We start from the raw sequence: 17,896 nt of genomic DNA, 5'->3' as shown, positions 1-17,896 counted from the left end.
GGATTTCAGATTATATTTTTGAGAACAATTGTTCCATTTTTTCTCTTTCTTCTTCAGCAAGAACGCTGTCTACTAAAATTCTTCCGCTGTGCTCATCAGTGATGATCTTTTTACGGGCAGCAATCTCCATTTGTGTTTGAGGAGGAATTGTAAAGAATGAACCTGCCGATGCGCCTCTTTCGATAGAAACTACTGCAAGGCCATTTCTCACGCTTGTCCTGATTCTGGTGTAAGCTGCCAGAAGCCTTTCTTCGATCATTCCCTGGTATTCAGCTGATTTTTCTGAAAGGAAAGATTCTTCTTTCTGAGTTTCTGACATAATAGCATCAAGCTCAGATTTTTTGTGGCTCAGGTGAGTAGATTTAGCTTCAAGCCTTTCGCCAGACTGATTGATAGTCTCTTTTTTGTGTTCGATAGAAGCTTTCATCTCCTTGATGTGCTTTTCAGCAAGCTGTATTTCAAGTTCCTGGAACTCGACTTCTTTAGTTAAAGAGTTGAATTCTCGGTTATTGCGAACATTTTTTTGCTGTTCAGTATATTTTTTGATGGCCGCTTTATGGTCTTCGATAGCAGTTTTTTTATCTTTTATCTGCTCTTCGATAGACTCAAGGTCAGTCTTTAATTTCTCAAGTCTTGTGCTTAACCCGGCTACTTCGTCTTCAAGATCCTCCACTTCAAGCGGAAGCTCTCCTCTCACGTTCCTGATTTCATCAATTCTTGAATCAATTAACTGTAAATCATAAAGTGCCCTTAATTTGTCTTCAACACTTAGTTCCTTGATATTCGCCATATTTATAAGTACTTAACTGGATTTGTATTTTCTTCCGATAAAATGATTGCAAAATTAGGCATTTTTTTCGTAAGATAATCAACTATATAGTTTTTTGTATAGCGTTCGCTTTCAAAATGGCCTATGTCAGCCAGTAACAGCTTGCCCTCAGCTTCATAAAACTGATGATATTTCAGGTCGGCGGTCAAAAATACTTCTGCCCCGGCGGAAATTGCATTCCTGATAGCAAAACTGCCTGAGCCTCCCAATACCGCTACTTTTTTCACAGGCCTGCCTGTAAAATGGCTATGCCTTATGCCTTCAGCCTTCATTTTTTCTTTTACTGAAATCAGGAAAACTTTTTCTTCCAAAGGCTGTTCCAGTTCTCCTATCATGCCTAAGCCAATATTTTGATGGGTATTGTTCAGGCTGTATATTTCGTAAGCTACTTCTTCATATATATGGTTGCTGAAAAGAGCTTTCAGGATTTTTGCTTCCAGATGCTTTTCAAAAGTAACTTCAATTTTTATCTCTGTGTTTTCCATGAACTCACCCCTGTTGCCAATTTCGGGATTACTGTTCTCGTTTCCCTGATAAGTTCCAAGTCCCTGAGAGTTAAAGCTGCAATTCTCATAGTTACCAATGCTGCCTGCTCCTGCATCAAATAATGCATTACGCAGTTTGGTGTGATTTTCAGGAATAGTGTAGGTAACAAGCTTACGTATATAATTCTCCTTAGGAATAAGTATTTTGGTATTGATAAGACCCAATGCATCACAGAATATTTTGTTTACACCCTGGCTATGATTGTCCAGCGCTGTATGTACTGCATATATAGCGATGTCATTTTTAATAGCTTTTATGATCGCACGCTCTACATAGTTTTTTCCTGTAATTTTTTTAAGCCCTGAAAAGAGGATAGGATGAAAACAGACAATAAGATTGCAGTTTTTTGCAATAGCTTCATCAATAACGCTTTCTAATGCATCGTGGCATACCAATATTCCCGTAGCACTTATCTGTGCATCACCTGTGAGAAGGCCTACATTATCAAAATCTTCAGCATAAGCCAGCGGAGCCATATCTTCAAGTATGGTAAGTATCTCTTTTATAATCATGACAGCATGTTTAGTATACAAAAATAGTGTTTCTGTAACATAATATTAAATCTTTGTTATTGCTTTAATTTTTAGAACTGTCGTAAGGCAGTTTTTATTTATAATTTAACTATAATGTAAAGAATAGATTATTTTTAAAAATATTCTTATTAAAATTTTGCATTTTAACATAAAATAAATATGTTTGCGCAACTAATTTTTATAAAACCAAACAATCGATGAAAAAACTTAAACTAGTTATGTTCTCAGCAGTGTTGCTAGGACTTACAGCAGTATCTTGTGGTGATGATGACAGCTCTTCAGCTACAGGAGGTGAACTTAAAGGAAAATGGATATATGCTAAAGATGGTGTATCCGTTGGTGGCAAGGACCAACTAATTGATCACGTTCATACTGAAGGATGTGATAAAGATTATATGGAAATTACAGCTGATGAAGTAAAAGATGTGGAATATGACAAAGTTGATGGTGCATGTAAAGAGTATGTTTATGAGCCTTCAAAGTATACAAGAAATGGTAACACGATTACTGTAACTGAAGGTACTGAAACTTTCACAGCTACTATCGAGAAATTAACTAGTACTGAATTAAGAATAGTTGATACTGAAACAGAAGGTGGTGTTACAGTTAAATATGTATCTACTTATACAAGAAAGTAATCTTTTCTGAAAAAGATAAAAGCGCCCCAATCGGGGCGCTTTTTTTATGAAATTGTAAATTCAATACTGCCATAGCGTTCTTTTTGGCCTAAAAAATTATCTTTGCTTTACAATTCGACTTCATGAAATTATTACGCAGGCTGCTATTCCCTTTTTCATTGATCTATCTGTTGGTTACGGCAGTTCGTAATTTTTTATACACTAAAGGGCTTTTTAAGTCTTTTACATTCCCTGTGCCTGTGATCGCTATTGGTAACCTGAGTACCGGTGGTACAGGAAAAACACCTCAAACCGAATATCTGATAAGATTACTTTCGGATAAATACAGCGTGGCTACACTAAGCCGTGGTTATAAAAGAAAATCAAAAGGTTTTGTTTTAGGCAACCAAGACAGCAACGCAGATATACTTGGAGACGAACCTTATCAGTTTTATTATAAGTTCCCACAGATAAGAGTTGCGGTAGATGCTGACAGAAAGAATGGTATTGAACAATTGCTCGGTCTGTCTCCTAAACCGGAAATTATCCTTCTTGATGATGCTTACCAGCACCGTAGGGTAAAAGCGGGATTCTATATATTGCTTACTTCATACGGAGATCTCTATGCCGATGACTTTTTGCTGCCTGCAGGTAACCTCCGCGAAAGCAGGAGCGGAGCTAACAGGGCAGATGCAATTATTGTAACTAAATGCCCTCCTGATTTGAGTGAACATCAAATGCAGGACACTGCCAAGAGGCTTAAGCCAAAAAAATCACAAAAGGTTTATTTTACTTGTATAGAATATGATAACAAAGTATATTCGGATGTGTCTCATTTTGAGGTCAGTGAAATAAAAAGTAAGTCAAAGGTTCTTGTGGCGGGGATTGCAAAGCCAAAGCCTTTTTTTGATTATTTGCAGCAACCGGGTGATGCTGTTTTGGCATTTCCGGATCATCATGGCTTTACCGAAAAAGAATTAATTGATTTAAACGAACGTTCAAAGAATAATATAATTGTCACTACCGAAAAAGACTATATGAGGCTGAAGGGAAAACTGCCTGCTGACAGGTTATTTTACCTGCCCATAAAAAGCCGTTTTTTGAAAGAAAGTGACAGTTTTGATAAAACAATTTTAGATTATGTGGGACAAAGTACAGGAAACCGCTAAGTATATATCAGATAAAACCGGATTCACGCCTCGTTATGGGGTTATCCTTGGATCAGGGCTTGGTAGCTTTACAGATGAAATAGAGGTTCAGTTTACACTCAATTACGATGAGATACCGAATTTTCCGGTGTCAACGGTTGAAGGGCATTCAGGAAGTCTTGTGTTTGGGAAAATCGGACAAAATAATGTAGTTGCTATGAAAGGGCGCTTTCATTATTATGAAGGCTATTCTATGGATCAGGTTACTTTTCCGGTAAGGGTAATGAAAGCATTGGGCGTAGAAAAGCTAATAGTGTCTAATGCATCAGGTGGTGTTAATCCATTTTACAAAGTGGGCGATATAGTACTTATTTACGATCATATCAATTTCTTTCCCGAGCATCCATTAAGAGGTGCGAACGATGAACGTTTTGGGCCACGTTTTCTAAATATGCACGAAGCTTACAGTAGAAAAATGATAGCTAAGGCGAAGGAGATCGCTGTTGGACAGGGTATTGATGTGCGTGATGGTATCTATCTTGGCCTACAGGGGCCAACTTATGAAACAATGGCAGAATACCGAATGGTAAAGATTTTGGGAGCCGATTGTGTTGGTATGTCTACCGTGCCGGAAGTTATAGTGGCCAGGCACATGAACATGGAGGTTTTTGGGCTTTCGGTAATTACCGATATGGGTAATGAAGAAGGCATTCAGACCCTAAGCCATGATGAAGTGCTTGAGGCAGCAAGAATGGCCGAACCTAAAGTAAAAGCACTTATAAAGGAACTCATTATTAAGTATTAGTTTATTTTGTATTTTTGGAAAAAGTTAGAGTTATGCTTACCAAAGAAAAAATTATAGAGGCTATAAAGGATATGCCAAATAAATTTTCAGTTGATGATTTATTAGACAGGATCATGCTTTTGCAAAAAATAGAAATTGGTCTTGAACAATCTGACTCAGGGAATGTAATGTCAACTGACGAAGCAAAACAGCGACTTCAAAAATGGCTGAAGTAAGATGGACTGATCAAGCTTTGTATGATATTGAAAATATTGCTGAATTTATAGCAAAAGATTCAGAAACATATGCAAAGATACAGGTTGAGCGATTTTTTGAGGAGACTGAAATATTAGAGTCGTTTCCTTTATCGGGAAGAATTGTACCTGAATTAAAAGACAAAAATATACGGGAGATTATATTTGGCAGCTATAGGATAATTTATCGGATATTTTCAAAGGAATATGTAGATGTTTTAACTATTCATCATAGTAGCAGATTAATAAAAAATAATAGAAATTTTAAATGAAAATGCCACGAAAGTTCGTGGCATTTTTTATTTCTCTATAAAAAGGATAAGGTCAATTATCCTGGACGAATACCCAATCTCGTTATCATACCATCCCACTACTTTTACCATTTTGCCAATAGCAGACGTTAGTAACGAATCAAATAGGCATGAGTTGCGATTGCCCAAAATGTCTACAGAAACTATAGGGTCTTCGGTGTAGGCTAATATTCCTTTCAGTTCATTTTCAGAAGCTTTTTTGAAAGCTGCATTTATCTCTTCTATGCTTACCTCACGTTTTACATAACAGGTAATATCGGTCAGTGAGCCATCTGGAACCGGTACACGAATACCACCGCCACCTATCTTGCCTGCAAATTCAGGGAAAACTTTGGTAAGTGCTTTTGCGGCACCTGTAGTTGTAGGCACTATAGACTGTGAAGCGCCACGTGCCCTTCGCAGGTCTTTGTGAGGCTGATCGTGCAGGCTTTGGTCGGTTGTATAAGAGTGAACTGTTGTAATGTAAGCCTGCTCTATGCCGCAAAGGTCGTTGATGATCTTCATCATTGGGGCGGCATTGTTAGTGGTACAGCTCGCATTAGAGATTACTTTCTCCGTTCCGTCAAGGATGTGTTCATTTACCCCTAATACAATCGTTTTAATGCGGTCATCTTCGGGAGGAGCGGAAAGGATTACCTTTTTGGCACCGGCCTCAATATGTACATTAGCATCTTCGAGGGTCTTGAATTTTCCTGTAGCCTCAATTACAATATCAATGTCTAAAGCACCCCAATTTTGGTCGGCAGCATTTTTTTTGCGTAAAAAAGGATAGGGTTTTCCGTTGATGATAAGACTGTCTTCAGTATGTGATACTTCATAAGGAAGTATGCCATGAATACTGTCGTACTTTATCAGATGCGCCATAGTGCGGGCATCGGCTATGTCGTTTATGGCTGCCACCTCAATCGAAGGGTGGTCTATTAAAAGCCTGAAGAGGTTTCGGCCTATGCGGCCAAAACCGTTAATGGCAATTTTTGTTTTTTTATTCATTTCTAAAAACTGTCAATCTTGAATTGACAACTCTCAACTATTATAAAATGTGTTTTTGTGCTTTGTATGATGAACGTACAAGCGCACCGCTCTCAACATGACGGAAACCAAGCTCAAGCCCAATTTTCTCATATTTTGCGAACTGTTCCGGCGTTATGAATTCTTTCACTGGAAGGTGCTTTTTACTTGGCTGCAGATACTGGCCAATGGTAAGTACATCAAGGTTTACGCTGCGAAGGTCGTGCATGGTTTGTATCACTTCTTCTTCAGTTTCACCAAGGCCAAGCATAATGCCTGATTTTGTACGGTTAATGCCGTTGTCTTTCAGATAACGCAATACCTCAAGGCTGCGTTCATATTTAGCCTGGATACGTACCTCTCGTGTTAGCCTTTTAACGGTTTCCATATTATGGGAAACAACTTCCGGCGCAACTTCAATGATACGGTCAATATTTCTTTCGATACCCTGAAAGTCAGGTATAAGCGTCTCAAGGGTAGTGTTGGGATTCATCCTGCGGATAGCCTTAACGGTTTCTGCCCAAATGATCGATCCACCATCTTTAAGGTCGTCACGATCCACACTTGTTACAACTGCATGCTTGATATTCATCAGTTTGATAGAACGGGCCACTTTTTCAGGCTCATCCCAGTCTACTGTTTCGGGACGGCCGGTCTTAACACCGCAAAAACCGCACGAACGGGTACAGGTGTTTCCCAGTATCATAAAGGTAGCGGTACCTTCTCCCCAGCATTCACCCATGTTAGGGCAGCTTCCGGATGTACAGATGGTGTGCAGTTTGTATTTGTCTACAAGTCCGCGAAGTTCAGTATATTTTTTGCCCGTTGGTAATTTTACCCTTAACCATTTAGGTTTTTGAGTCAATAGCCCATTAGAGGCGGTAGGTCTTACAGTATCTAAAACAGTTTCCATAGAAAAAACTTTGAACAGCAAAGATACTACTTATTTGCGAAAAAAGGCAGGAATAGCATAATGTGACGATTGTAAGAAAAAAAGTATTGTTTTATTAATTTATTTTGTATTTTAGTATCATAAATTGCTATAAAACATTAAGTTATGAGAAAAATTATTTTTAGCGGACTGCTTCTTGCAGCCATGGTAAGCTGTCAGAGTGACGATGCTGCCACAACAAACAGCCAGAAAAATGACCCGGTTGTTTTGGAGTTTACATCGGTTGGTAAAGAAAATCTTTACGGGAATGGTGCAGAAGATATTGGGGAAAGTAATCTTGTCATAAACGACAATGATGCCTGGCAAAATCTCCTTGCAGAGATGACCGCGGTAAATACTTTGCCTTTGAATTTTGGGGATACCAATATTGATTTTTCGCAATGGACTGTAATTGCCACCTTTGATAAGATACAATCCTATGGAGGATTTTCAATCGATGTGGTGTCAGTAACTGAAGGAGATACACAGATCGTTGTAGATGTTGAAAAATCCAGTGGTGGTCCTGGTGCAGCGGCTACAGTGATTACACAGCCTTTTCATATCGTGAAAATACCTAAGACATCTTTACCTGTAACATTCGAATAAAAAATAAGCCCCATATTGGGGCTTTATTTTTAGTTTACTTTTATGGTTATCGGCATATTATAAGCTGTTCTTACAGCTTTCCCGCCTTTAATTCCCGGTTTCCATTTTGCTTTAAGCGATTTTAATACCCTTACTGCCTCGGTACCCATGCCCTGGCCTGGGTCGCGCACTGCTTTTATACCGCTTAGTGTTCCATCCGGTTCTACAACAAAGTAGACTAAAAGTTTAATCGTGGTAACATTTTGCAGGTCAGACGTATCAAACTTCCTGGCTACTTCCTTATAAAACTCTGAAAGGCCTCCCGGATATTGAGGTGCAACATCTACAAAGGTTTCTATTCCCCCAGGTGCTGTAGAAGTTCCCGAAGGTGAAGTTCCTGTTCCTGACGTAGCCGGTCCTACAGGGCCAAGGGTAGGTCCTGTTCCGTTGCCTTCAGTAGTTACACTGGCAGGGAGTGCATTTACAAGATCTTGTGACGTAACAGTAGGTGCTACAGGCTCTGATGTTGCCTCCATTGGCCTGAATTCAACTGTAGCTACGTTGGTCTGAGGAGCTGCTGCTGCAGGTTGTTCGGTTGCCGGTTTTGGCTTAGGAGTTTCAGGGAGCTTATAAGCCTCGATCTCAATAGCGGTTTGCGTCGGTAATTCAAGCTCACCATCAGCAATTGGAGCGATTGGATTAAAGCGGTTTATAAGCATTGGTATTGATACTAATAGTACCATAACTCCTATACCTGTAAATAATGCAAGCATGGTAGTTTTTGGGTCTTGTTTACGTAACTGATAAGCTCCGTATTCCTGATTGCGGCCTTCAAATACAAGGTCGATCCATCCGTGTTCGAAAACGCTAACTTTTGACATAGCAGTGTGATTTTTAGTTGTTAATAATATTAGGTATACATACTAAAACGTTTTCGTAAGTGGTGATATTGTAAGAATTGGCATAATTATTTATAAAATAAATAATGTACCTTAAAAGTAAAACTTATTGCAGAAAGAGCAGGATAATACGAATAAACCTGCAAAAAACTATATAAAAAGAGTAGGGTTAAAGAGATAAGGTTAGCCTTTTTTGGTAATGATCTCGGCTAATAGTTTTTTTGCCCTTAATAATTTTACTTTTACATTATTAAGAGGCTCATTTAGCTGGTCGGCGATCTCCTGATAGCTTAACTCCTGGAAATAGCGAAGCTGTATGACTTCCTGATATTGCGGCTTCATTTTTTTTATACACTCCAACAGGCTAGAAAGATTCTGTTCCTTAATGATCTTATCTTCGGGAGAAGGAGAGCTGTCGGCTACATTATAGGCTTGCTGGTCTTCTTCATCTGTTATTTCAATGAATAATGAAGAACGTTTTTTACGCAGGAGGTCGATGTGTACATTTTTGGCAATAGCTATCAGCCAGGTATTAAAGGCATATTCAGGATTATAAGTAGAAATCCTGTCAAAAGCTTTAGAAAATGTTTCTATGACAATATCTTCAGTATCGGCTTCATTTTCGGTGCGCTTTAGCATAAAGCCATAAACCTCATTCCAGAAATGATCAAGCAGGAAAGTAAAGGCAACCTGATCGCCTTTAATTGCTTTTTCGATGTGTTGTTGTATTATTTTTTGGGTTATTTCCAATGCGCCGGTTTTGAAAACAAATTGGTGAAGAAAACATTCAGTTGTGTGAAGGTAAGGATTATTTCAATAACCGGGTACCAGTAAACAGTATCTTTTTCTTTTAATTTGGCAGCACTGTAACCCATCGTTAGCCAGCTTGATAAATAACGTACCGCAACTACCGGAACCATAAACATCCAGTTGTACTGTAAAGAAAACAATACAGCCATCAGGATAAAAAACGATAGCTGTGAAAGGAAAAATAACCTAAGCTGGAATTTATCGAAGGTGCTGAAGAATTTAGATGTAAATACCTGTCTTCTTTTTTGTTTTTTCCAGGCTCCGAATGATTTTCTTGCTTCGGTATACGTAAAGCTTTCAGGGGTATAACTGATAGTTGTGTTACTTTTTGTAGCAGACTGGTTCAGGAACAGTGAATCTTCTCCCATACGGATATTCATGTGCTCAATGAATCCGTTTACTTTAAAGAATTCGTCTTTTTTATAGGCAAGGTTACGTCCTTCGCCCGAGAATGGCTTGCCTATCTTCGCCCATGCAAAGTATTGCGTGGCTGTAAGCATGTTGTCAAAACGGATGATCTTGTTCAGGAAAGAGTTTTTTACTTTCTCATAAGCACCATAGCCTAAAACAATTGTGCGGTTTGCTGTAAAGCGCGATGTCATGGCAGTAATCCATTCGTTAGAAGTAGGATAGCAATCAGCATCAGTAAACAGTAAATAATCTTTTTTTGCAGCTTTTATGCCCAGTGTCAAAGCATATTTTTTATTGCCCCAAAAGGCTTCATTATTAGCCACTTTTACAAGACGAATATTGCTGTGTTGCTTTTCGAACTCTTCAAAAATATCCAGTGTATCATCGCTCGATGCGTCGTCGATAAGTACGATCTCGAAATCGGGATAATCCTGTGCTGCTAATAAAGGTACAAGTTTCTTAACTCTTTCAGCTTCATTCTTAGCACATACGATTACCGAAACCGGAACTCTTTTTGGTGTGATTTCCTGTGCCTGGGCAAAGGCAAATTTTCCAAAAATTATAAGGTAATAAAGGAGTTGTACTACGACAACAGCAACGAAAATATAGAAAATAATGTTCAGCATATAGGCGGGCGGCATTTGTGTTTCCAACTGCAAAATTAGTTAAAACAGTCGACCTCTAATTAATCAATTCTTAAATAATATTAACTTCAGCTTCAATTTTTATTCCAAAATTCTCTAATACAGTCTGTTGTATCTTTTTTGAAAGGTCAAGAATTTCCTGTCCTGTGGCATTGCCATAATTTACCAATACCAAAGCCTGGCGGGCATGTACACCAGCATCGCCAAAACGTTTGCCCTTAAAGCCGCTTTGCTCAATAAGCCATCCTGCAGGGACTTTGACTTCAGTGTCAGATACTGTATAATGAGGCATGGTAGGGTGGAGGATGTATGCTTTTTCAAAATCCTCTGCTGGGATAATAGGGTTTTTGAAGAAGCTTCCACTGTTTCCTAATTCTTTTGGGTCGGGTAATTTACTTTGGCGTATAGCTGTTACTGCTGCGCTTATATCTTTAATGGTAGGGATAACTACATTGTTTTTAGTAAGTTCGGCGGCGATATCTCCGTATGAGGTATTTATTTTATGATTTTCTGTAGTAAGCCTGAAAGTTACCGATACAATAACGTACTGATTCTTCAATGCTCCCTTGAAGATGCTTTCGCGGTAAGCAAATTCACATTCTTCTTCAGTGAAGGTCTTTACTTCCTGGGTAGCAATATTCATGGCTTCACACGAAACAAAAGTGTCTTTTATCTCAGTGCCATAAGCACCAATGTTCTGGATAGGTGTTGTCCCTACATTTCCTGGGATCAGCGAAAGATTTTCTAATCCGCCAAGGTTATTGCTGATGCAGTATTGCACAAACTCGTGCCAGTTTTCACCGGCCATTGCCTTAACCTCTGCAAAACCATTTTCAGAATTCACTATTTCTTTTCCCTTTAGGTCTACATGAATAACCAAAGCATCAATATCCTGCGTAAGCAGCATATTGCTGCCGCCACCAAGAATGAATAATTTTTTGCCCTGATTCTCTTTTAGCGTTTCAGCCAGTTCGGCAGGAGTATGCACCTGAACGAATTCTTTTGCGAAAGCGCTGATGCCAAAAGTATTATGGTTTTTTAAAGGGTAATTAGCAACGATTTCCATAGTAAATATGAGGTTGTTTTGTGGTGCAAAAGTAAGGTTTTAAAACCTTATTCGGTAGTAAGGCCGCGGTTTATAAAATCAACGAACGGTTTTAGGGTAAGTAATTTCTCCGCTGTATTTTTTACAAAATCGTTGCTTTCAATGTCTTTGTCAGACAGTTTAGCTGTTGCCGTGAAGCTTTTCAGTTTCAGAAATTCTATTGCCGGATGGTCTTTTTCGTAATCCTTCGGAGCTGTTTTTAGAGCGTTTTCGGTATCGAGCTTTCCGTATAGTTTTGTGAACTCAGGATTTTCAACAATCTCTTCAAGGTCTTCGTAGAAGCCCGCAATCTCTCTGCGGATTTTTTTTAGCTGAACAGCATCGGGCATATGCATACCGGCAGCAATAAAAGAGGCCCCTTTTTCAATATGCACATAGTAACCTGCAAGGCTGGCATTCTTGGCACCCGGACTCATCCAGATCCCCATGTTGGTTTTATAAGGCGATTTGTCTTTAGAAAATCGAATATCCCTGTTAATACGGAAAGAACATTCCTTAAATCCAAGATGGCTCAGGCTTTCGTCTTCTTTGCTTATTTCGGCAACAAAAGCCTCGACGATTTGTTTGTAATCTTTTTTATATTCGGCATAACGTTTTTGATTACCCTGGAACCAGTCACGGTGATTGTTATTCTTTAAGTCTTCAAGGAATTGAAAAGATTCTTTTGATAGCATGATTTTGATTGATTTACGAGTAGTAAATGTATGATTTTAATCCGATATTTTTCCTTGCAGATTAAACAAGGTATAACTCTGATGTGTAGCTTTTACGATGTTTTCTGTACGTTCAGGATGGGTGTCTGATATAAATATCTGTCCAAAAACCTTATCATCTATCATCTGAACGATCTTGGCAACACGGGTTTCGTCAAGCTTATCGAAAATATCATCAAACAATAGTATTGGTAGTACACCACTCTGTTTCTTGATGAATTCAAACTGGGCAAGCTTAAGAGCTATCAGGAATGATTTCTGTTGGCCCTGCGAACCGAATTTCTTTATCGGGTGACTGTCAATCTCAAATAGCAGGTCATCTTTGTGTATACCAACGCTCGTATATTGTAATACGCGGTCACGCTGCAGGCTTTCGCCAAAAAGATCAAGAAGTCTTTTGTCGTGCAGGTGGCTGTCATATCTCAGGCTGACATCTTCGGCTGAATCGGTTATCGACTGGTGGTGCTTGTTGAAGATGGGAATGAAATCTTCAAGGAACTGCTTGCGTTTTTCAAAAAGGGCATGGCCAAGCATGTCCAGCTGTTCATTATATATGGATAAGGTATCGTTGTCAAAAGTATGATTGAGGGCAAAGTATTTTAGAAGGGCATTGCGCTGTGCGACTACCTTTTGGTAATTGATAAGCTCCTGAAGATACGCCGGGTCCAGCTGAGAAATAACGCTGTCTATAAACTTGCGGCGGGTTTCGCTGCCCTCGGTTATCAGGTCACTGTCAGAAGGCGAAATGATAACGAGCGGTATAAAACCTACATGTTCAGAGAATTTATCATAAATCTTTCCGTTGCGTTTCAGCACTTTTTTCATGCCTTTCTTCAGGCTGCATACTATTTGCTCGTTACGGCCATTTTTTTCAAATGTGCCGTCTATTACAAAAAAATCTTCACCGTGTTTTATATTTTGTACCGCCAATGGGTTAAAATAGCTTTTGCCGTAGGCTAAATGGTAAATGGCATCAAGCACATTAGTTTTTCCGACACCATTCTTTCCTGTAAAGCAATTTATTTTAGGGTCAAACTCATAATTTGCCTCAGCGATATTTTTATAATTGAGGAGTGATAAATTCTTTAAATACATGGGGTAAACGGAATCCTGATTGTGAGAACCTTGTGTAAAACAGGGCTGTTTTCTTAATAAGCCGCAAATTATCGAAAATTATCGACAAAAGATATTTTAATATTCAATAAAAATTTTATTTTTGCGACTCATTAAAATAACTTAAATGGCAACGTACAACAAAAGAGGCTATAAAGCTCCAAAACCTGAAGTAATAAACGAGGTTGAACCTGTAGAAGAAACTTTTGACGGAAAAAGCACAACTGCTGAGGTGTTTAACTCCCTTGATGCCGGTGCTTCAAGAACAGAAGAATGGGTAGCTAAAAACCAAAAAGGTATCTTTATTGGTATTGGTGTTGTAGTTCTTGCTGCGGTTGCATACTTTGCTGTTGATAAATGGGTTACATCTCCAAAAGAAGCTACTGCTGCTGAAGATATGTTCCAGGCACAGCAATATTTTGATCAGGCTGTAAACGCACCTACAGCAAGCGACTCTTTGTTTAAACTTGCACTTAACGGTGGCGAAGGTAAACTTGGTTTCATCGGAATTATAGAGAACCATTCAGGCACAGATGCTGCTAACCTTGCAGAATATTATGCAGGTACTTCATTCCTTAATATGGGTAAATATAAAGAAGCTGTAGAGCACCTTGAAAAATTTACGACTAAAGATGAAGTTCTTGACGCGATGGCTAAAGGAGCTACAGGTGATGCTTTTGCTCAGCTGAAACAAAACGATGATGCACTTGAGTTTTATGATAAAGCTGCTAAAGCTACAACTAATGATCTTATAGCACCACGTTTCCTTTTCAAGGCCGGTCAGACTGCTCTTACCCTGAACAAAAAGGCTGAAGCTTTAAAATACTTTAAAGAAATACAGGATAAATACAGCACTTCTGCAGAAGGCGCTACTATTGATGCCTATGTTGCAATGGCTGAATAAGTATGGCTACAATAAATAAAAACTTATCACAATACGATAAAAACACTGTCCCAAACGCGAAAGATTTTCGGTTTGGGATTGTTGTTTCTGAATGGAACGAAACTATAACAGCTGGTCTTTACAAAGGTGCTATTGAAGCATTGCTTGAAAATGGCACGCTTGCAGAGAATATTGTTTCATGGGATGTTCCGGGAAGTTTTGAACTTATATATGGTTCTAAGCGAATGCTGGAAACCCAAAATGTAGATGCTGTTATTGCTATAGGCAGTGTTATACAGGGAGAAACAAAGCATTTTGACTTTGTTTGTGAAGCTGTATCACAGGGAATTAAAGACCTTAACGTACAAACTGATGTACCGATTGTATTTTGTGTCCTTACCGATAATAACATGCAGCAGGCTATAGACAGGAGTGGAGGAATTCACGGCAACAAAGGTACCGAAGCGGGTATTGTAGCTATTAAAATGGCTTATTTAAGACAACAGACAAAATAAATTTAAATATTTATTTTACTGAATATCAAGCTCTTTCGAAAGAAAGGGCTTTTTTTTGAAAAAAAAATAAACTTTTTTAAAACCATAGAAAATAGTCTTACGTATATACTATTAAGTAAACGGATTTAAAAGTACATCTGACAGTATTAAAATTCGTCCCCAAAAAAGAAATAAGCCATCTAATTAAAGTAAGGTGTGGTTTTATGGCTTCCCCTTCTCTTCCTCCCCGGATGAGAAGGGTTTTTTGTTTTAAAGGGGTGTATAATTCCCCTCCTTCGGAGAGTATCAGCTACTTTTTCTTTTTAAGCTCAGCTTTTTGCATATTCTCCCGGATCCTGAAATGCACGATTTTAGTAATCAGGTCTAAAGGAAGTGGCTTATCAAATGGAAACTGGATAGAGCCCTTTCCGGTTTTGTAAGTGCTTAGTTCTTTTCGGAATGCCTCGTTGCCTGATGGCAATGCATAAAAGCCTATATGATTGGTGAAAGCGGCAAAGTGGACAAGGTTTCCATTAAGCTTAAATGTAGGCATGGCGTAGCTTATGGCTTCAGTGGCATCGGGAGCCGCTTTTTGGATAGCAGTGCGTACCTGTTCTAATAGTTGCTGTACTTCCGGTGAAAAGGCTGCTATATATTCGTTGATGTCTTTTGGCGTATTCATAAGTATAAAATTAACCCCAAAGGATAAAACTTTGGGGTTTGTTATTTATCCGTTCGCAGCAGCTTTAAGTTTTGCAATATCCAGTTTTTTCATCTGCATAAGGGCCTGCATTACGTTTTGGCTTTTCTGAGGGTCTTTCTGGGTTAGTAATTCGCCAAGATCTTTAGGGACTACCTGCCAGGAGATGCCATAAGGGTCTTTTAGCCAGCCGCACATACTTTCGCTGCCACCATTAGCCGTGAGGCTATTCCAGTAGTAATCGATCTCTTCCTGATCTTTGCATTCGATACAAAAAGAGATGGCTTCATTGGGTGTAAAATGCGGTCCACCGTTAAGGATCATGAATTTCTGCCCTTCGATCTCAAACACTGCTGTCAGTATTGATCCTGCAGGCATGGGAGCGCCTTCACCATAATGTGAAACGGTTGTTATCTTTCCGTTTTTGAATACCGATGTGTACAGGTTTAATGCCTCTTCAACGCGGCCGTTGAACCAAAGGCATGGTGTGATCTTTTGCATGATAGTAAAATTGTTTGTTGTTTGTACTTCAAAGATACTCATTGTATTACATCTTTTGGCGGTGCAAACCTGACAATAAAGAGGGTAAATCAGGACAACAGGTATTAGTGTCCGCTGAAAAAATCAAGCATTTTATTCAATGCATCTTCAGAATGCATAAGTTCTCCATTCTCAAGTGATTCTTTTGCTACTGCTGAAGCTCTTTTGCGCATAGCTGTCTCATAAGAATTAATAGCTTCCTGTAGGTTCTCATACGCATCAGATGTCAGGCATTCACTTAATTCTAAAGCATCAAGCATGGCCATATTTACGCCTTCTCCTGCAAATGGTGGCATAACATGGGCAGCATCGCCCAGCATCGTTACATTTGGCTTTGCTTTCCAATTCTGATCTAAAGGCATGCAATATATTGGTCTGGGGACAAAAGGGGCTGCCGCATTTTCAAACAGCTCGTTCCAAACATTGCTCCATTCAGGATATTCTTGTCTGAACCATAGAAGCAGTTGAGTGTTATCTGAATAATCTAAACCACTATCTGATGCCCAGTTTTGATCTGTTTTAAAACTTGCGTAGAATCCAATATCTCCATTTCCTTTCTGACCACCCAGTATACATTTAGAATTACCAAAAGCCATAACTTTTCCGCCATCAAGCATTGCACTTATGGCGGGTATGCTCTCTTTCGCATTGTAAACATTACCTTCAAGCATTGTTACTCCGGAGTAGAAAGGCTTAATGTCTGTTATATAGGGGCGGATTTTAGAGTTAGCCCCATCGGCAGCAATAACTATATCGGCATAATAAGATGACTCGTTCTTAAAATGCAGTATCCATCCATCGCCTTGTGGCTCCATCGAAATAAAATGGCTGTCCCATACCACTGTATCGGGTATAAGCGATTCCAACAGGATATTCCTTAACGGGCCGCGGTCTATTTCAGGGCGAAAATGTTCATGCCCAAAATTCTCTTCAGGTTTTGCCTCATGGTCTTTAAAAAGGATTTCTGCACGGTTATTTGTAATGATGGTCTTATCCGCACCGGGCATGTAATTCTTTTTAAATTCATCGATTAGGCCGGCCTTACGGATAGCTGCCAGTCCTGATTCATCATGAAGATCAAGAGGGGAGCCCTGAACACGTGCGTGTTTATTTATGTCTCTTTCATATACTTTTACGTTAGCTCCTTTAAGCTGTATAAGCCTTGCAAGTGTAAGACCTCCGGGGCCACCGCCAACGATGGCGATTTGTTTAGCATTTAATTTCATACCATTAATTTTTTAATTGATGAGACAAAATTATTGCTGCTTCAGTACAGATAATAGTATAAATCGGTCGTCTTTGTTTTTAGATAATTCTTTAGGGACTGCACCTGAGAATTTTTTAATCTCTTTGATAAAGTGATTTTGGTCGGTAAAGTTGAGTTCAGGGAAAAGCTGCCCGTTGGCGATATGCTCTAATGATATCCTGAATCGAAGTATATTACAGAAAGCTTTTAATGATAAGCCAAACTGTTGTGTAAAGTATCTGTTAATTTGTCTGCTGCTCCAGCCAACTTTTTCTGAAAGGTCTTTTACGGTCATTTCTCCGTTTGAAGAATAAATAAGTTTGAAGAGTTTACGTTTCCTCTCGTCAATTTCTTTTGGCGCTAATTTTTGAACGGTTTGGGTGGCTTTTTTGTGAAAGGCATCAAAATCCTTAAAGTCATTAGTCTCAAAACCCCAAAAATTATCAGGAAGTTGAGTTGCGCTGTTCAGAAAACCAGCAATAGGTGTTTTTAAAATGTATTCAACGGCTAAAGGCTTAAAACTGATGACAAATGTGAGTGTTCCTGGTACAATAGGGAGGGCTTCAGGATACGTTTCTAGCCCCATAAGCGTAACATGAAAGGGCTCAGAAGCCGATTTGGAAAAGAACAGGTCAATCCTTCCATCTGGCATGATCACGACTTCTTTTGGCTTATCAGATGGATTTTCAAACATACCAATGCTTTCTACAAAATCACTTATTGATTCTTCAGGCGGAACAAATTTGTAGTTGAAGTTTTGGCTCATTGATGGTGTTTATCTCTTATATAAAG

Annotated in this window: 22 protein-coding genes; 8 read left to right on the top strand and 14 right to left on the bottom strand. The window is 39.0% G+C overall.

Annotation, left to right across the window (positions count from 1 at the left end; genetic code table 11):
- Positions 1-10: 10 nt before the first annotated feature.
- Both ACX0HA_RS07890 and ACX0HA_RS07885 read right to left on the bottom strand, forming a co-directional pair.
- Positions 11-790, bottom strand: coding sequence for a zinc ribbon domain-containing protein (locus ACX0HA_RS07890; RefSeq protein ID WP_458844720.1), 780 nt, complete (start codon positions 788-790; stop codon positions 11-13).
- Positions 791-792: 2 nt separating this feature from the next.
- Positions 793-1,887, bottom strand: coding sequence for a Nif3-like dinuclear metal center hexameric protein (locus ACX0HA_RS07885; RefSeq protein WP_458844719.1), 1,095 nt, complete (start codon positions 1,885-1,887; stop codon positions 793-795).
- A gap of 239 nt (positions 1,888-2,126) precedes the next feature.
- Here ACX0HA_RS07885 and ACX0HA_RS07880 point away from each other — a divergent pair, with 239 nt between their 5' ends.
- The 5 genes from ACX0HA_RS07880 (at position 2,127) to ACX0HA_RS07860 (ending at position 4,983) form a co-directional block, all read left to right on the top strand.
- Entirely contained in the window at positions 2,127-2,546 is a 420-nt protein-coding gene (locus ACX0HA_RS07880; RefSeq protein ID WP_458844718.1) for a lipocalin family protein, read from the top strand.
- A 122-nt stretch (positions 2,547-2,668) separates the two neighbouring features.
- On the top strand, positions 2,669-3,694 hold the full coding sequence (lpxK, locus tag ACX0HA_RS07875; RefSeq protein ID WP_458844717.1) for a tetraacyldisaccharide 4'-kinase: 1,026 nt from the start codon (positions 2,669-2,671) through the stop codon (positions 3,692-3,694).
- A complete protein-coding gene (locus ACX0HA_RS07870; RefSeq protein WP_458844716.1) occupies positions 3,666-4,478 on the top strand; it encodes a purine-nucleoside phosphorylase in 813 nt (270 codons plus the stop codon). The genes lpxK and ACX0HA_RS07870 overlap by 29 nt, the downstream gene beginning before the upstream one ends.
- A gap of 32 nt (positions 4,479-4,510) precedes the next feature.
- A complete protein-coding gene (locus tag ACX0HA_RS07865) occupies positions 4,511-4,693 on the top strand; it encodes a hypothetical protein (RefSeq protein ID WP_458844715.1) in 183 nt (60 codons plus the stop codon).
- Positions 4,681-4,983, top strand: a complete 303-nt coding sequence (locus ACX0HA_RS07860) for a type II toxin-antitoxin system RelE/ParE family toxin (protein ID WP_458844714.1) — start codon at positions 4,681-4,683, stop codon at positions 4,981-4,983. Before ACX0HA_RS07865 ends, ACX0HA_RS07860 begins: the two co-directional genes overlap by 13 nt.
- Positions 4,984-5,010: 27 nt before the next feature.
- Here ACX0HA_RS07860 and gap read toward each other — a convergent pair whose 3' ends face one another.
- Positions 5,011-6,012, bottom strand: a complete 1,002-nt coding sequence (gene gap / locus ACX0HA_RS07855) for a type I glyceraldehyde-3-phosphate dehydrogenase (protein WP_458844713.1) — start codon at positions 6,010-6,012, stop codon at positions 5,011-5,013.
- A gap of 40 nt (positions 6,013-6,052) precedes the next feature.
- Complete coding sequence (gene lipA / locus ACX0HA_RS07850; protein ID WP_458844712.1) at positions 6,053-6,943, bottom strand: lipoyl synthase; 891 nt, start codon at positions 6,941-6,943, stop codon at positions 6,053-6,055.
- 144 nt (positions 6,944-7,087) lie between these two features.
- Between lipA and ACX0HA_RS07845 the strand changes: the two genes are divergently transcribed.
- Complete coding sequence (locus tag ACX0HA_RS07845) at positions 7,088-7,567, top strand: protease complex subunit PrcB family protein (protein WP_458844711.1); 480 nt, start codon at positions 7,088-7,090, stop codon at positions 7,565-7,567.
- A gap of 29 nt (positions 7,568-7,596) precedes the next feature.
- On the opposite strand, the gene ACX0HA_RS07840 is transcribed toward ACX0HA_RS07845, so the two are convergent.
- The 6 genes from ACX0HA_RS07840 to recF all read right to left on the bottom strand — a co-directional run bounded on the left by ACX0HA_RS07840 (position 7,597) and on the right by recF (position 13,223).
- Complete coding sequence (locus ACX0HA_RS07840) at positions 7,597-8,427, bottom strand: energy transducer TonB (RefSeq protein WP_458844710.1); 831 nt, start codon at positions 8,425-8,427, stop codon at positions 7,597-7,599.
- Between the two features lie 201 nt (positions 8,428-8,628).
- On the bottom strand, positions 8,629-9,195 hold the full coding sequence (locus ACX0HA_RS07835) for an RNA polymerase sigma factor (protein ID WP_458844709.1): 567 nt from the start codon (positions 9,193-9,195) through the stop codon (positions 8,629-8,631).
- Positions 9,186-10,292 (bottom strand): glycosyltransferase, encoded by a 1,107-nt coding sequence (locus ACX0HA_RS07830; RefSeq protein ID WP_458844708.1) that lies wholly within the window; start codon positions 10,290-10,292, stop codon positions 9,186-9,188. Before ACX0HA_RS07830 ends, ACX0HA_RS07835 begins: the two co-directional genes overlap by 10 nt.
- Positions 10,293-10,362: 70 nt before the next feature.
- The gene (gene murB, locus ACX0HA_RS07825) at positions 10,363-11,376 is read right to left on the bottom strand and encodes a UDP-N-acetylmuramate dehydrogenase (RefSeq protein WP_458844707.1); all 1,014 of its coding nucleotides are present in this window, start codon (positions 11,374-11,376) and stop codon (positions 10,363-10,365) included.
- A gap of 47 nt (positions 11,377-11,423) precedes the next feature.
- Positions 11,424-12,089, bottom strand: coding sequence for a DUF2461 domain-containing protein (locus ACX0HA_RS07820; protein ID WP_458844706.1), 666 nt, complete (start codon positions 12,087-12,089; stop codon positions 11,424-11,426).
- Between the two features lie 36 nt (positions 12,090-12,125).
- Positions 12,126-13,223, bottom strand: a complete 1,098-nt coding sequence (recF, locus tag ACX0HA_RS07815; RefSeq protein WP_458844705.1) for a DNA replication/repair protein RecF — start codon at positions 13,221-13,223, stop codon at positions 12,126-12,128.
- 145 nt (positions 13,224-13,368) lie between these two features.
- On the opposite strand from recF, the gene ACX0HA_RS07810 reads away from it, so the two are divergent.
- Together ACX0HA_RS07810 and ribH are read left to right on the top strand one after the other, a co-directional pair.
- On the top strand, positions 13,369-14,145 hold the full coding sequence (locus ACX0HA_RS07810) for a tetratricopeptide repeat protein (protein WP_458844704.1): 777 nt from the start codon (positions 13,369-13,371) through the stop codon (positions 14,143-14,145).
- 2 nt (positions 14,146-14,147) lie between these two features.
- A complete protein-coding gene (gene ribH, locus ACX0HA_RS07805) occupies positions 14,148-14,639 on the top strand; it encodes a 6,7-dimethyl-8-ribityllumazine synthase (protein WP_458844703.1) in 492 nt (163 codons plus the stop codon).
- A 289-nt stretch (positions 14,640-14,928) separates the two neighbouring features.
- Here the strand turns inward: ribH and ACX0HA_RS07800 are convergent, their stop codons facing one another.
- The 4 genes from ACX0HA_RS07800 to ACX0HA_RS07785 all read right to left on the bottom strand — a co-directional run bounded on the left by ACX0HA_RS07800 (position 14,929) and on the right by ACX0HA_RS07785 (position 17,870).
- On the bottom strand, positions 14,929-15,300 hold the full coding sequence (locus tag ACX0HA_RS07800; protein ID WP_458844702.1) for an iron chaperone: 372 nt from the start codon (positions 15,298-15,300) through the stop codon (positions 14,929-14,931).
- A 45-nt stretch (positions 15,301-15,345) separates the two neighbouring features.
- Positions 15,346-15,861, bottom strand: coding sequence for a VOC family protein (locus ACX0HA_RS07795; protein WP_458844701.1), 516 nt, complete (start codon positions 15,859-15,861; stop codon positions 15,346-15,348).
- Positions 15,862-15,923: 62 nt separating this feature from the next.
- Entirely contained in the window at positions 15,924-17,084 is a 1,161-nt protein-coding gene (locus ACX0HA_RS07790) for an FAD-dependent oxidoreductase (protein WP_458844700.1), read from the bottom strand.
- Positions 17,085-17,114: 30 nt separating this feature from the next.
- Positions 17,115-17,870, bottom strand: a complete 756-nt coding sequence (locus ACX0HA_RS07785; RefSeq protein WP_458844699.1) for a helix-turn-helix domain-containing protein — start codon at positions 17,868-17,870, stop codon at positions 17,115-17,117.
- Positions 17,871-17,896: the final 26 nt, after the last annotated feature.

This window comes from Flavobacterium hauense, from assembly GCF_054457175.1.
This window is presented reverse-complemented; position numbering and strand designations above follow the sequence as displayed.

What these genes read in the sequence shown, in the direction of transcription:
- ACX0HA_RS07880 (WP_458844718.1), top strand. Translation starts at nt 2,127, where the DNA reads ATGTTCTCAGCAGTGTTGCTAGGACTTACAGCAGTATCTTGTGGTGAT.
- ACX0HA_RS07790 (WP_458844700.1), bottom strand. Translation starts at nt 17,084, where the DNA reads ATGAAATTAAATGCTAAACAAATCGCCATCGTTGGCGGTGGCCCCGGA.
- ACX0HA_RS07845 (WP_458844711.1), top strand. Translation starts at nt 7,088, where the DNA reads ATGAGAAAAATTATTTTTAGCGGACTGCTTCTTGCAGCCATGGTAAGC.
- ribH (WP_458844703.1), top strand. Translation starts at nt 14,148, where the DNA reads ATGGCTACAATAAATAAAAACTTATCACAATACGATAAAAACACTGTC.
- ACX0HA_RS07870 (WP_458844716.1), top strand. Translation starts at nt 3,666, where the DNA reads ATGTGGGACAAAGTACAGGAAACCGCTAAGTATATATCAGATAAAACC.
- gap (WP_458844713.1), bottom strand. Translation starts at nt 6,012, where the DNA reads ATGAATAAAAAAACAAAAATTGCCATTAACGGTTTTGGCCGCATAGGC.
- ACX0HA_RS07785 (WP_458844699.1), bottom strand. Translation starts at nt 17,870, where the DNA reads ATGAGCCAAAACTTCAACTACAAATTTGTTCCGCCTGAAGAATCAATA.
- ACX0HA_RS07820 (WP_458844706.1), bottom strand. Translation starts at nt 12,089, where the DNA reads ATGCTATCAAAAGAATCTTTTCAATTCCTTGAAGACTTAAAGAATAAC.
- ACX0HA_RS07810 (WP_458844704.1), top strand. Translation starts at nt 13,369, where the DNA reads ATGGCAACGTACAACAAAAGAGGCTATAAAGCTCCAAAACCTGAAGTA.
- ACX0HA_RS07865 (WP_458844715.1), top strand. Translation starts at nt 4,511, where the DNA reads ATGCTTACCAAAGAAAAAATTATAGAGGCTATAAAGGATATGCCAAAT.
- recF (WP_458844705.1), bottom strand. Translation starts at nt 13,223, where the DNA reads ATGTATTTAAAGAATTTATCACTCCTCAATTATAAAAATATCGCTGAG.
- ACX0HA_RS07795 (WP_458844701.1), bottom strand. Translation starts at nt 15,861, where the DNA reads ATGAGTATCTTTGAAGTACAAACAACAAACAATTTTACTATCATGCAA.
- ACX0HA_RS07840 (WP_458844710.1), bottom strand. Translation starts at nt 8,427, where the DNA reads ATGTCAAAAGTTAGCGTTTTCGAACACGGATGGATCGACCTTGTATTT.
- ACX0HA_RS07890 (WP_458844720.1), bottom strand. Translation starts at nt 790, where the DNA reads ATGGCGAATATCAAGGAACTAAGTGTTGAAGACAAATTAAGGGCACTT.
- lpxK (WP_458844717.1), top strand. Translation starts at nt 2,669, where the DNA reads ATGAAATTATTACGCAGGCTGCTATTCCCTTTTTCATTGATCTATCTG.
- murB (WP_458844707.1), bottom strand. Translation starts at nt 11,376, where the DNA reads ATGGAAATCGTTGCTAATTACCCTTTAAAAAACCATAATACTTTTGGC.
- ACX0HA_RS07885 (WP_458844719.1), bottom strand. Translation starts at nt 1,887, where the DNA reads ATGATTATAAAAGAGATACTTACCATACTTGAAGATATGGCTCCGCTG.
- lipA (WP_458844712.1), bottom strand. Translation starts at nt 6,943, where the DNA reads ATGGAAACTGTTTTAGATACTGTAAGACCTACCGCCTCTAATGGGCTA.
- ACX0HA_RS07800 (WP_458844702.1), bottom strand. Translation starts at nt 15,300, where the DNA reads ATGAATACGCCAAAAGACATCAACGAATATATAGCAGCCTTTTCACCG.
- ACX0HA_RS07830 (WP_458844708.1), bottom strand. Translation starts at nt 10,292, where the DNA reads ATGCTGAACATTATTTTCTATATTTTCGTTGCTGTTGTCGTAGTACAA.
- ACX0HA_RS07860 (WP_458844714.1), top strand. Translation starts at nt 4,681, where the DNA reads ATGGCTGAAGTAAGATGGACTGATCAAGCTTTGTATGATATTGAAAAT.